Raw genomic sequence first — 13,178 nt, 5'->3', positions numbered from 1 at the left:
ACCGGGCGACAACGAAAAAGGTATCAGCGAAAGTTGAAAAAGATCAGCGCGGCTCGACCGTCACCCAATACCCCGTCAGGCTGCTGACCTTGACCGGCAAAGTTTCCTGCAACAGGTGCAGGCTGGCATCGGTGTCGCGCAGGGGAAACGCACCCGACACCGTGAGGTCGGCAACCGAGGCATGGCAGCGCAATACGCCGGCGCGATAACGCCCCAGCTCATCCAGCAGGTCCGCCAGGCGCATATGCTGGGCCAGCAGCATGCCGTTCTCCCAGGTCAGGGTGCTGACGTCCAGCGGCTCGACGGCGGCTACCCGGTCAACACTGAAGGCGCCCTGCTCGCCCGCCTTGACGATCACCCCCTGGCCGGCATGCGCCGCCAGCAACTCCACCGCGCCTTCGGTCACGGCCACTCGGCTTGCCTGCTCACCCACCCGCACGCTGAATCGGGTGCCCAAGGCCCTGGCGGTACCGTGGCGGGTCTGGACGATGAACGGGCGATGGGCCGAATCCTTGGCGGTGGTGATCAGCACTTCGCCCTTGAGCAGCTCGATACGCCGCACCTGCTCGGAGAACGCGATATTCAGCGAGCTGCCGGTGTTGATCAGCAAGCGAGTGCCGTCGGGCAAAGTGAGGTTCCTTTGTTCGCCGATGGCCGTGTGCTGGTCGGCGGTCCACTGCTGCCACGGCACCTGCCGATACGCCAGCCAGGCCGCCGGGCCGGCCGCCAGCAACAACCCGAGCGCCTGGCGTCGGCCGAGGGATTTTTTGCGCCCGATGCGCTTCAAGGTATCGCCGGCAATCGCCGCCGGCACGCTGTTGAAGTCCCCCAGAATCGCCTGCGCCCGTTGCCAGGCCTGGGCATGCTGGGCGCTGCGGCCCTGCCATTGGGCGATGGCGCGGCGGTCCTCATCGGTGGCGCTGCCGGACTGCAACTGCACCATCCAGTCGGCGGCTTCACCGAGGATCAGCGGATCAATCGACTGGCTCATGCCACGCTCAGGCAGGCCAGGAAGGCATCGCGCATGTAGCGTTTGACCGAAATCAGCGACACACCCAGGGCATCGGCAATCTGCTGATAGGTCAGGCCGTCGATCTGCGACATCAGGAAGGCCTGGCGGGTTTTTTCCGGCAGATCCCGCAGCATCGCCTCAATGCGGTACAGCGCTTCGAGGATCAGCCAGCGGGTTTCCGGCGAAGGTACATGCTGTTCGGGCAGGTGGGCGATGGTTTCCAGGTAGGCGCGTTCCACTTCCTGGCGGCGCCAGCTGTCGATCATCAGGCCCTTGGCGATATGGGTCAGCAATGCCCGTGGCTCGGCGCCCAGGTTGCCGGTGGTTTGCCGGGTCAGCAGGCGCATGAACGTGTCATGGGCCAGGTCGGCGGCATCGCTGGCGTTGCCCAGCTTGCGGTCCAGCCAACGGTGCAACCATCCATGGTGTTCGCAGTACAGGTCCTGGATATGCAGATTGAGGGGAGACGACATGCCGATCACCGGGGCGCGCCGGGCGGTGAGACCCAAGCGTAATTAAGAATTGATCGCATTCTAGTCTGCGCGGGGTAATGCTGGCAATTTCATGATTTTGATAACGCCGGTGACCCAATGTGGGAGCGGGCTTGCTCGCGAATGCGGTGGGTCAGTCGACATCTCCAGCGGCTGATACTCCGTATTCGCGAGCAAGCCCGCTCCCACATTTTTGAGCTTCACCCGGCGTTTGATTCCGGGTGTCTGGATCAGGCCAGTTCGGCCCGCAGTTGACGCGCCGCTGTCACCATGTGAATCAGCGCCGCTTCAGTCTCCGGCCAGCCACGGGTTTTCAGGCCGCAATCCGGGTTGACCCACAGGCGTTCGGCCGGGATGCGTTTGGCTGCCTTGCGCAGCAGGTTGGCCATTTCCGAGGCATCCGGCACCCGTGGCGAGTGGATGTCATACACACCTGGGCCAATGTCGTTCGGGTAAGCGAAGGCTTCGAATGCCTCCAGCAGTTCCATGTCCGAGCGCGAGGTTTCGATGGTGATCACGTCGGCATCCATCGCCGCGATAGACTCGATCACATCGTTGAATTCGCTGTAGCACATGTGGGTGTGGATCTGGGTTTCGTCACGCACGCCGGAGGCGCACAGGCGGAACACTTCAGTGGCCCAATCCAGGTATTCCTTCCACTGCGCCTGGCGCAACGGCAAGCCTTCGCGGAACGCGGCTTCATCGATCTGCACGATCTTGATCCCGGCGGCTTCCAGGTCCACCACTTCGTCACGAATCGCCAGGGCGAGTTGCCGCGCCTGTTCTTCGCGGCTCACGTCTTCACGGGGGAACGACCACATCAGCATGGTCACCGGGCCGGTCAGCATGCCCTTCATCACCTTGTTGGTGAGGCCCTGGGCGTAGCGGATCCACTCCACGGTCATGGCTTTCGGACGACTCAGGTCACCGAAAATCACCGCCGGTTTCACACAACGGGAACCGTAGCTCTGCACCCAGCCGAAGCGGGTAAATACATAACCGTCCAACTGTTCGGCGAAGTATTCGACCATGTCGTTACGTTCGGCCTCACCGTGCACCAGCACGTCCAGGCCAAGGTTTTCCTGCACTTCGACAGCGTGGCGGATCTCGCTGTGCATGGCTTCGACGTATTCGGCTTCGCTCAACTTGCCGGCTTTGTAGGACTGGCGAGCCAGGCGGATCGAAGCAGTTTGCGGGAACGAACCGATGGTGGTGGTCGGAAACAGCGGCAGGTTCAGGCCGGCACGCTGTTTCTCGATACGTTGGGCAAACAGCGAGTCACGCTGGCTGTCCTTCGCGGTGATCGCCGCCACACGGGCTTGCACCGCCGGCTTGTGGATACGCGGCGAAGCGGCACGGGCCGCCTGCACGGCACGGCTTTCGGCCAGGGCGGCGATCACGTTCGGCGCTTCAGGCTGGTTCACGGCCTGGGCCAGCACCGCCACTTCTTCGCACTTCTGCACGGCAAACGCCAGCCAGCTTTTCAGCTCGGCATCCAGCTTGTCTTCACGGCACAGGTCTACCGGGCTGTGCAGCAACGAGCAGGATGGCGCCACCCACAGGCGATCCCCCAGGCGCTCATGAGCATGCTGCAAGGTGGCCAGGGCTTTTTCCAGGTCGCAGCGCCAAACGTTACGGCCGTTGACCACGCCCAGGGACAGCACCTTATAAGCCGGCAGGCGATCGAGGATGGTCGGGTACTGATCCGGTGCACGCACCAGGTCGATGTGCAGGCCGTCCACCGGCAGGTTGGCTGCCAGGCCGAGGTTCTCTTCCAGGCCGCCAAAATAGGTGGCCACCAGCTTCTTCAGCGGGTCGCGCTGGATCAGGTTGTAGGCACGCTCGAAGGCGTTTTTCCAATCCTGCGGCAGGTCCAGCACCAGGATCGGCTCGTCGATCTGCACCCATTCCACGCCCAGGTCCGCCAGGCGCTGGAAGATCTGGCCGTACAGCGGCAGGAGGCGGTCCAGCAGGTCGAGTTTGTCGAAATCACCACCCTTGGCCTTGCCCAGCCACAGGTAGGTCAGCGGGCCGATGACCACTGGCTTGACGGTGTGGCCGAGGTCGCGGGCTTCCTTGACCTCTTCGAACAGTTGCTCCCAACCCAGCTGGAATTGCTGGTCGGCGCTGAATTCAGGGACCAGGTAGTGATAGTTGGTGTCGAACCACTTGGTCATTTCCTGGGCGTGGGCACCGCCGCAGCAGCTGTCACTGACGCCACGGGCCATGCCGAACAGGGTGTGCAGGGTGGCTTTGCCGTCGGCCGGGCGGAAACGCTCGGGGATCACACCGAACATCAGCGAGTGAGTCAGTACCTGGTCGTACCAGGCGAAGTCACCGGCGGGCAACAGTTCGATGCCGGCTTTCTTTTGCAGGTCCCAGTGCGTCTTGCGCAGTTCACGACCTACGGCGTGCAGGCCGGCTTCGTCGAGCTCGCCCTTCCAAAACGCTTCCTGCGCTTTTTTCAGTTCACGATCGCGACCAATGCGCGGGAATCCAAGGGAATGGGCAACAGCCATGACGTAAAGCTCCAATGTGTTTGTATGGGAGCCATTGTCGGGATCGAGTGATAGTGAGACAAACTCATTTTATTTGAGATGATCACAAGCTCCACTCATGATGAAATGCACCGCCCAGGCCTGAGTGATCGCGCGGCGCTCACGCCCCACGCGCGCGGGAGTGGGTGGGCCTTCGTTTTTGCTTATCACTGAAATAGCTGGCGGCGTCTGTTTCGGTGCCCGGCCGCTCAGCATACTTTTGCTTCCCAAGCCCCAAGGAAGCCCCCACATGGAACAGCACCAGCCACTGACCACCCTCCTCGTTCACTTCGTAGCCCTTGGGCTCACACTCCTCGGCATCGGCAGCCTGGCGCTGCTGATGGCTTGGGCCGGGCGTCTGATTTTCTAGTTCAATCGGCGGGAATATCGGCGCTCAACGTGCGGATCAACGCTTGCGCCTGAGAGTCCCGCTGCGCCGTATACAGCACCACTTCACGACTGGGCAGCGGCGGCAGGTCGAAACGCTGCTCCACGTCGACGCAGCCACCGGGCGCCATCCGCCCCACCATCGCACCGATGCCAATCCCCGCCACCACAGCAGCGCCGATCGCCAGGATCCCGCTGCCCACGAACGCCTCTTCCCAGGCACGGTTCTGCTCGGCCAGCGCCGCCATCACCATGCTGCGCATGCCGCAGGGTTCCGGCTGGATCGCCAGGGGCAACGCCCCGCCCTGGCGCAATTCGAAGTCGTGGGAAGCCATCCAGCCAAAGCGTTCGATGCCCACCACTTCGCCGTCCTGGCGACGGTTGTCGTGCCGCAGGATCATCGCCACATCCAGCTTGCCCTGCTCGTAGTTCATCAACATATCCCGCGAGGTGCCGAGGCTGAACGCCACGATCACGTCCGGGTCGGTGGTCGCCAAACGTCGCAGCCACAGGCTGAGATCGGCGCCGACAATGTGGTGGCTGACGCCCACGCGCAAGGTGCGTTTCTGCGGGCCAAAACAGTTCATCGCTTCCTGGTAGTTGTCCAGCAAGCGGCGGGCACTGGCCAAAAACATCTGGCCATGGGCCGACAGCGTGACCCGTCGCGGCGTGCGTTCCAGCAGCTTGCGGCCAAGGCTTTCTTCGAGGCGTTTTATCTTCAGGCTAATAGCCGCCTGGGTGCCGCCGATGGCATCGGCAGCGCGGGTAAAGCTCTTGAGTTCGGCGACCAGGACGAACGCCTGGATGGCGTCGATATCGGGCATTTTCATGGATGGGCTGGCGATAGAGAGTCAAGACGTGACGTTAGCATGCCGCGCCTGCTGACCAAACCACTGCATGATCAGCACGCAGCCTGGGTGTGACGCCGCCGATGACTGCAAGCACAATGCATACACCCCGCCGGTCACCAGCGGCTGACCAAACGGCACCACCAACACACCCCGTTCGATCGACTCGGCCGCCAGCGTCAGATCCGTCATCGCCACCCCAAGCCCGCGCGCGGCGGCATCCAGCGCCAATTCGTCAAGGTTGAACGGGATATGCCGGTAGTCGTCCAGCGACCGCGCGCCATTGGCCGCCAGCCAGGTCATCCAGTCCTGCTTGTCGGCTGAACGATGCAGCAGCGCAAAGTGTTCGAGCTGTTCCACGGAAGCCAGTGGCCCCAAACCCGGCGCGCAGACCGGCACCAATGATTCGTGGAACAAGGTCAGCCGCGCAGGATCGTTGTCGGGCTTGGGCAGGTAAAGGATGTAGGCATCGCTGTCACTCGCCGGCTCGACCACCTCGGTGGCGACGGTCTCGATTGCCAGGGAAATATCGGGATGGTTGCGATAGAAATCGCTGAGCTTGGGCAGCAGCCAGCGCACCGCCAGCGACACATGCAGGCGGATGCGAAACGGACGTTTACGAGGCGAGAGCCGATCCTCCAGCCCCTTCAGTTGCGCCAGGATGCTCCGGGCACTGGCCAGCACCTGCTCACCTTCGGAGGTCAGGCGCAGGCTGCGGCTGGTCCGGGTGAACATCGGCACGCCGAAATGGCTTTCCAGTTGCTGGATTTTGCGGCTCACCGCGCTTTGGGTCAGGCACAGCTTCTGCGCAGCCACGGTGAAGCTCGCGCAGTCGCTGACTTCAACCAACGCCTGAAGGCCCTGCAGCGAAGGCACGTGACGGATGTTATCCATGCGTTTTCCGAATGGCTGGATGATTTTATAACGTTGGTTGTATCACCGCAGGCCCTATAGATTCCAGCTGCAGCCCGAACTTATTTATGCCAGCAACGCATACAGCCGAGGATCTTCATGGAAAACACATGTGGCTGGATTGCCCAGACTGAAAGCCTCCCCGCCCGGGACCGACTCACCGGCCTACAAAAAGCCGACTGGCTGGTGATCGGCGCCGGCATCACCGGTTTGTGTGCGGCGCACAACCTGGCCGAGATGCACCCCGAGGCGCGCATCGTGATCGTCGACCGCCAGCGCGCCGCCCAAGGTGCCTCAGCGCGTAATTCCGGTTTTGTGGTGGCCCATGAGCATCCCGCTGCAAGTGAACTGATGGGCAACGCAGGCTTCGCTGACTTTGAGGTGGACACCGCGATCTCCCGCGCAGCCAGCGATGAAGTGCGCGAGCGCATCGCCCGCCATGCCATCGACTGCGACTTTCGGGACAGCGGCTACTACTTCGCCGTGCACGATCGCGACAAGCTTGCGCATGTGGATGCCAAGTTGGCGACCTTGCGTGCCGCGGGTGCTTCAGCGCAGTTCCTGCAAGGTGCCGCACTCGCGCAGACACTCGGCACCGAGCATTACCAGGCCGCCATCTGGTGCGGCCACGGCAACGCCTTGCTGCAACCGGCGAAGTATGTGAAGGGTTTGCTCGAAGCGCTGCCGGACAACGTGACGCTTTATGAGAACACCGACATCACCGGCCTTGAGCGCATGGCCAATGGCGGCATTCGCGCCAACGGCCTGGACGCCAGCATTGAAGCCGGCCAGGTGCTGGTGTGCCTCAACGCCTTTATTCCACGGGTGGGCCTTGAGGCCAGTGCGACGTTCCCGATGGAACTCAGCGCCAGCCTCACCCGCCCTCTCAGCGATGAGGAATACCGCCGGATCGGCGCAGTGGAACCGTGGGGCGTGCTGTCCACGCGGCCACTGGGTGCCACGGTGCGCCTGACACCGGACCATCGGGTGATGATCCGCAACACAGCGGAGTACCGCACCCGGGACTTGTCCAACGGCGACCTGTTGCACCGGCGCCAACACCATGTAAAGGGCATGCAGCGACGCTTCCCGTGGCTGACCGAACAAGACATCCACTACACCTGGACCGGCCACTTGAGCGCCTCCCGCAGCGGTCAACCGTATTTCGCGCGGGTCGAAAGCAACCTGTATGCCGTCGCGGGCTGCAACGGTTCAGGCGTGGCCCGCGGCACGCTGTGGGGTCGACTGCTGGCCGAGTGGGCGTCGGGCCAGACTTCCTCGCTCCTGCACTCTGTGATGCACAGGGCACAGCCCGGCTGGCTGCCACCCCGGCCGTTGTTCGACATCGGTGCCATGCTGCGTATGGGCGTGGAAACGGTTCGAGCACGGACAGAAATCTAGAACAAGAAACCTCGATAAAGGTGATTCACATGCACATCAACAGTCTGTCCCTGGCGGTCATCCTCAGCGCGCTCCCGGCGGCTGTGTACGCCGCCGAAGAAGTGAACATTTCCAACTGGAACGGCTACATCGCCGATGACACCTTGACCAGTTTTACCAAAGCGACCGGGATCAAGGCGACCTACGACATTCACGACAGCAATGAAGTGCTGGAATCCAAGCTGATGACCGGCAATACCGGTTATGACGTGGTGAGCCCGTCCAACCACTTCCTCTCGCGGCTGATCAAGGCCGGGGCGATCCAGAAGCTCGACCGAAGCCAACTGCCCAACTGGAAAAACCTCGACCCGTTGCTGATGAAAAAGCTGGAGACCAACGACCCGGGCAACCAGTACGGCTTCCCGTATATGTGGGGCACGGCGGGGATTGGCTACAACGTCGAGAAGATCAAGGCGATCTTCGGCACCACCGACGTCACCCATTCCTGGAGCCTGTTCTTTGATGAAAACAACATCAAGAAACTCAGCGCCTGCGGCGTGGCGATTATCGACAACCCCACGCAGATCCTGCCGATCACCCTCAACTACCTGGGCCTGCCGCACCACAGCCACGAACCGGCCGACTACAAAAAGGCCGAGCAGGCGCTGTTGAAAATCCGCCCCTACATCCAGTACTTCCATGCCTCCAAGTACATCAGCGACCTGGCGAACGGCAATATCTGCGCAGTGATCGGCTTTAACGGCGACGTGGTACAGGCAGCCGCCAGCGCCAGGGAAGCGAAAAACGGTATCAGCATCGCCTACTCGATCCCGGACGAGGGCTCGACATTGTGGCTGGACATGGTGGTGATGCCCAAGGGTGCACCGCACGAGAAAAACGGCTATGCCTATATGAATTACCTGCTGGAGCCCAAGGTGATTGCCAACATTAGCAACAGCATCCACTACGCCAACCCCAACAGCGCGGCGGATGAGCTGGTGACCCCTGAGGTGAAGCAAGACCTGGCGATCTACCCGCCGAAAAGCGTGATGGACAAGCTGTTTATCGTGGAGGACCTGCCGCCAGCGATTGCGCGGCTGGCCACTCGGTTGTGGACCAAGTTGAAGACCAATACGTGATACCGAAAACCGGACTTGCTCAAGGCTCATGGGAGAGCGGTATAGTCACTCCATTGAGCTTGGGATTGAATCAACATGGAAGGACTTCACCAGGATAGCTGCCTGTGCGGCGCGGTCAGCTACCGAGTACCGACACCGCTGAAAGCTGTGACGCATTGCCACTGCAAAAAATGCCAAAAGAGTCATGGCTCCGCCTTCGCGACATACGCGAGTGCTCCGAAATCGTCGGTGCACATCGAGTCTTCGCTGCAAACGCTCAAGGCTTATGAATCTTCCGAGGGTGTGTTTCGTGAGTTTTGCTCACGCTGCGGCTCGTCGATGTTCTGGTCCGATATCAATGGTGTTTACCCAGACTGGGTCTCGATAGCAATCGCTACACTCGATACGCCGCTCTTGCCTGGCAAGCAGGAGCACTCCTGCGTTGACTCTAAGGCCGCTTGGCTGGATCTGGAGAATCGCAGTGGCTGAATCAGAGGACGGTTTGTCGATACGCACCCTCTCGGCGTTGCCCGAAGAGATCCTGGTATTGGAAGCAGAAGCCGTCGCCGAAGGATTCAGGTTTCTCACGCGACTCGTTGCAGAGTGGTCCAGCGGCGCCAACCGTTTTGACCAGCCAGGCGAATGTCTTTTGGGTGTATTCAGCAACGGGCAGTTGATCGCCGTTGGCGGTTTGTCCCATGACCCTTACGCCGGTCCGGAGGTTGGCAGGCTGCGCCGGGTGTACGTCGCACAGGCATCAAGGGGACGCCAGGTGGGCAAAGCGTTGGTGGGCCAGCTTTTGGCACGCGCTGCGCAATCCTTCCATGTCGTGCGCCTGTCTACCGACACCCACGAGGGCGCAAGCTTTTATCTGCGCTGCGGGTTTGTGCCGGTACAGGACGAACATGCAACTCACGCTAAATCATTAATTGATCAGGAGGCTTCATGCAGGTGATCAACGACAACCGGCCTGAATACGTTCGGGGGGAGATGACGGTTTGATGTCAGTGTGGGTGCGTTTTTGTCATGTGGGAGCTGTCGAGCTTTAGCGAGGCTGCGATAGCGGTGTGTCAGGCAGCTTATTTATCGGCTGTGCCGCCGCCTTCGCAGCCTCGCTGAGGCTCGACAGCTCCCACAGGGGATAGGGGTTGTTTGGTGGGCTTGTATTTCAAAGTCAGGCCAGCAACCCCGCTTTGGCGGCGTTGGCGAGTATGTCTTGGGCGGGTACATTGACCCATGTGGCGGCGTCCACCTCGCCCTGCGTTGCCAGCCAGGTTTCCACCATCTGGTAGCCCAGCGTGTACCCCAGCCATCTTGGCCGCGCGCCGGTACCAAAGAACCATTCACTGTGGTCGTAATACGTGGCCTCGAGAAGCTGGCGGTCTACCGGGGCACTCAGCAGTTCCTGGGGGGCAAGCGCCCGCTCCCACAACTCCGGCTCACTGCCCAGCACCTGCCGCACAAACTGCCCGGCCAGGCCTTCACTGACCATCGCCTCCCCCAGCGTCCAGCCATAACCGGGGCCCGCCATGCGCAGGCAATGGTGCACCTCATGCACCACGTGTCGACGCAATGCACCGCTTTGCAGGCTGGTGAGGAAATTCGGGTTATCGGGATCAAGGGTCATGCTGAACATCGTGCTGCGATAAGCACGGCCCACCAGGCCGAGTTCCGGAAGGGTCTCCCCCGGCAACCGCTGGATCAGGATGTCCAGCCGCGGCGGCGGCAGCAGTTGCGCGATTGCCTCGTAGGCAACCTCAAACTCTCGGATCAACTCCGGGCGAAACTGCGCCAGGCTCCCCGAAGCTTCCAGCCAATGCAGCGTCCATGCGTCCATTCTCACCTCTCGTCGCCCAAGCCGTGGTCCGTTATCAAAGCGGCTCATCATACCTACGGCCTGTCATATTCACAGGCCAGCTTATAACCGGGCCAGCAAATTCCGCTGACTAACCTTTCGATCTGTCCCAAGTGCGGGCACAATGCGTGTCCTTTTTTGGCAGGCACCGCCGCAGGCTCTGAAAATGATCAAAACGCCGTACTACCTCATCGACAAACAGAAGCTTCTGGTCAACATGCAGAAGATCGCCTACGTGCGCGAACAGTCCGGCGCCAAGGCTCTTCTGGCCCTCAAATGCTTCGCCACCTGGTCGGTGTTCGACCTGATGCAGGAATACATGGACGGCACCACCTCGTCGTCGCTGTACGAGCTCAAGCTGGGTCGCCAGAAGTTCGAAGGTGAAGCCCACGCCTACAGCGTGGCCTGGGCCGACGATGAAATCGAGGAGATGCTCGACAACTGCGACAAGATCATCTTCAACTCCATCAGCCAGCTGCAGCGCTTTGCCGATCGCAGCGAAGGCAAGACCCGCGGCCTGCGCGTCAACCCGCAAGTGAGCAGCTCCGACTACCTGCTGGCCGACCCGGCGCGCCCGTTCAGCCGTCTGGGCGAGTGGGACCCGGTGAAGATCGAAGGTGTGATCGAGCAAATCTCCGGCTTCATGTTCCACAACAACTGCGAGAACGGTGATTTCAACCTGTTCGACCAGATGCTCAACACCATCGAAGAACGCTTCGGCGCGCTGCTGCACAAGGTCAACTGGGTCAGCCTCGGCGGCGGCATCCACTTCACCGGTGAAGGCTATGCCATCGACGCCTTCTGCCAGCGCCTCAAGGCGTTCTCGCAGAAGTACGACGTGCAGGTGTACCTGGAACCCGGCGAAGCGGCGATCACCAACAGCGCCTCCCTGGAAGTGACCGTGCTCGACACCCTCTACAACGGCAAGAACCTCGCCGTGGTAGACAGCTCCATCGAAGCCCACCTGCTGGACCTGCTGATCTATCGCCTGAACGCCAAGCTGGCGCCAAGCAATGGCGAACACACCTACATGGTGTGCGGCAAGTCGTGCCTGGCCGGGGACATCTTCGGTGAGTACCAATTTGATCAGCCGCTGGCCATCGGCGATCGACTGTCGTTCATCGACACGGCAGGCTACACCATGGTCAAGAAAAACTGGTTCAACGGCCTGAAAATGCCGTCCATCGTAGTGAAACAACTCGACGGTACAGTCGAAGTGGTTCGTGAATTTGGTTACGACGACTACCTGTCCAGCCTTTCGTAAAGCGGACAGATAAAGGAGAGATAAAGCAATTGAAAAAGAACGTTCTTATCATTGGTGCAGGAGGTGTCGCCAAGGTGGTGGCCCACAAGTGCGCGCAGCACAACGACGAACTCGGTCGTATTGCTATCGCGTCGCGCAACATCTCCAAATGCCAGGCCATCATCGACAGCGTCAAGGCCAAGGGTAGCCTCAAGGTACCCGCCGACATCCAGGCCTTCGCGCTGAACGCTTTGGACGTGGAAGCGACCAAGGCACTGATCCGCGAGACTGAATCGCAGATCGTCATCAACGTCGGTTCCGCGTTCCTCAACATGTCGGTATTGCGTGCCTGCATCGACACCGGCGTGGCGTACCTCGACACCGCCATCCACGAAGAGCCGGGCAAGGTCTGCGAGACCCCGCCGTGGTACGGCAACTACGAATGGAACCACCTGGAAGAGTGCAAACAGAAGAACATCACGGCCATCCTTGGCGTGGGCTTCGACCCGGGTGTGGTCAACGCTTATGCAGCGCTGGCGCAACAAAAGCATTTCGACCGTATTGATTCGATCGACATTCTCGACGTCAATGCCGGCTCCCATGGCAAATATTTCGCCACCAATTTCGACCCGGAAATCAACTTCCGCGAATTCACCGGACAGGTGTGGAGCTGGCAGAACAGCCAGTGGACCAGCAACACCATGTTCGAAGTCAAACGCACCGACGACCTGCCTGTGGTCGGTTCGCAGAACCTGTACCTGACCGGCCACGATGAAGTGCACTCGCTGTCGAAAAACCTCGACGTGCCCAATGTGCGTTTCTGGATGAGCTTCGGCGAACACTACATCAACGTGTTCACCGTGCTGAAAAACCTCGGCCTGCTCTCCGAAAAACCGGTCACCACCGCCGAAGGCCTGGAAGTCGTGCCGCTGAAACTGGTCAAGGCCGTGCTGCCCGACCCGTCGTCGCTGGCGCCTGGCTACACCGGCAAGACCTGCATCGGCGACCTGGTCAAGGGCACCAAGGATGGCCAGCCACGCGAGCTGTTCATCTACAACGTGGCCTGCCACGAAGAAGCCTTCGCCGAGACCGACAGCCAGGGTATTTCCTACACCGCCGGCGTACCGCCGGTAGCCGCAGCGCTGCTGGTTGCCCGTGGCGAGTGGGACGTGAAGCACATGGCCAACGTCGAGGAACTGCCGGCTGAGCCGTTCCTGAAGGCGCTGGACGTGATGGGCTTGCCGACTCGGATCAAAGACGAGAACGGTGACCGTGCCTGGGATGCGATTGCCTGACAGGCGATAGTTGACCGAACAAAAAAATGCGCCCTCAGGGGCGCATTTTTTGTTGGGGCTCACATAAATATCAAAGAACAATGAAGATCAAAATGTGGGA

At 60.9% G+C, this 13,178-nt stretch carries 12 protein-coding genes; 6 read left to right on the top strand and 6 right to left on the bottom strand.

The features are described 5' to 3' along the window. Positions 1–43: 43 nt before the first annotated feature. The 5 genes from HYE77_RS05495 to HYE77_RS05475 all read right to left on the bottom strand — a co-directional run bounded on the left by HYE77_RS05495 (position 44) and on the right by HYE77_RS05475 (position 6,169). Complete coding sequence (locus HYE77_RS05495) at positions 44–991, bottom strand: FecR domain-containing protein (protein WP_177019939.1); 948 nt, start codon at positions 989–991, stop codon at positions 44–46. Next, positions 988–1,485 carry a sigma-70 family RNA polymerase sigma factor gene (locus HYE77_RS05490; protein ID WP_102606001.1) on the bottom strand — a complete coding sequence of 166 codons (498 nt, stop codon included), beginning with the start codon at positions 1,483–1,485 and terminating at the stop codon, positions 988–990. Before HYE77_RS05490 ends, HYE77_RS05495 begins: the two co-directional genes overlap by 4 nt. A gap of 248 nt (positions 1,486–1,733) precedes the next feature. Further along, positions 1,734–4,022: a 5-methyltetrahydropteroyltriglutamate--homocysteine S-methyltransferase gene (metE, locus tag HYE77_RS05485; protein ID WP_177068527.1), complete on the bottom strand. Its 2,289-nt coding sequence runs from the start codon at positions 4,020–4,022 to the stop codon at positions 1,734–1,736. A gap of 389 nt (positions 4,023–4,411) precedes the next feature. Beyond that, entirely contained in the window at positions 4,412–5,257 is an 846-nt protein-coding gene (locus HYE77_RS05480) for a LysR family transcriptional regulator (RefSeq protein WP_256344376.1), read from the bottom strand. A 21-nt stretch (positions 5,258–5,278) separates the two neighbouring features. After that, complete coding sequence (locus HYE77_RS05475; protein WP_003210225.1) at positions 5,279–6,169, bottom strand: LysR substrate-binding domain-containing protein; 891 nt, start codon at positions 6,167–6,169, stop codon at positions 5,279–5,281. A gap of 117 nt (positions 6,170–6,286) precedes the next feature. Between HYE77_RS05475 and HYE77_RS05470 the strand changes: the two genes are divergently transcribed. From HYE77_RS05470 to HYE77_RS05455, 4 genes are all read left to right on the top strand, one after another. Further along, a complete protein-coding gene (locus HYE77_RS05470; RefSeq protein WP_177068526.1) occupies positions 6,287–7,588 on the top strand; it encodes an FAD-binding oxidoreductase in 1,302 nt (433 codons plus the stop codon). Positions 7,589–7,617: 29 nt separating this feature from the next. Next, positions 7,618–8,706, top strand: a complete 1,089-nt coding sequence (locus HYE77_RS05465; RefSeq protein ID WP_003210229.1) for a polyamine ABC transporter substrate-binding protein — start codon at positions 7,618–7,620, stop codon at positions 8,704–8,706. Between the two features lie 75 nt (positions 8,707–8,781). Next, complete coding sequence (locus tag HYE77_RS05460; RefSeq protein ID WP_177068525.1) at positions 8,782–9,174, top strand: GFA family protein; 393 nt, start codon at positions 8,782–8,784, stop codon at positions 9,172–9,174. Beyond that, positions 9,167–9,640: a GNAT family N-acetyltransferase gene (locus HYE77_RS05455; protein WP_177068524.1), complete on the top strand. Its 474-nt coding sequence runs from the start codon at positions 9,167–9,169 to the stop codon at positions 9,638–9,640. Before HYE77_RS05460 ends, HYE77_RS05455 begins: the two co-directional genes overlap by 8 nt. Before the next feature lie 219 nt (positions 9,641–9,859). Here HYE77_RS05455 and HYE77_RS05450 read toward each other — a convergent pair whose 3' ends face one another. After that, positions 9,860–10,522, bottom strand: a complete 663-nt coding sequence (locus HYE77_RS05450; protein WP_177068523.1) for a DUF2268 domain-containing putative Zn-dependent protease — start codon at positions 10,520–10,522, stop codon at positions 9,860–9,862. 184 nt (positions 10,523–10,706) lie between these two features. Between HYE77_RS05450 and HYE77_RS05445 the strand changes: the two genes are divergently transcribed. Continuing rightward, on the top strand, positions 10,707–11,804 hold the full coding sequence (locus HYE77_RS05445; protein ID WP_177068522.1) for a carboxynorspermidine decarboxylase: 1,098 nt from the start codon (positions 10,707–10,709) through the stop codon (positions 11,802–11,804). A gap of 29 nt (positions 11,805–11,833) precedes the next feature. After that, the gene (locus tag HYE77_RS05440) at positions 11,834–13,078 is read left to right on the top strand and encodes a saccharopine dehydrogenase family protein (RefSeq protein ID WP_003211412.1); all 1,245 of its coding nucleotides are present in this window, start codon (positions 11,834–11,836) and stop codon (positions 13,076–13,078) included. The last annotated feature ends 100 nt before the right edge of the window (positions 13,079–13,178 follow it).

It is taken from the genome of Pseudomonas sp. IPO3774, from assembly GCF_013386835.1.
Taxonomy (GTDB): Bacteria; Pseudomonadota; Gammaproteobacteria; order Pseudomonadales; family Pseudomonadaceae; genus Aquipseudomonas.
The sequence above is the reverse complement of the archived record's forward strand: the minus strand, read 5'-3'. Positions and strand labels throughout refer to the sequence as shown.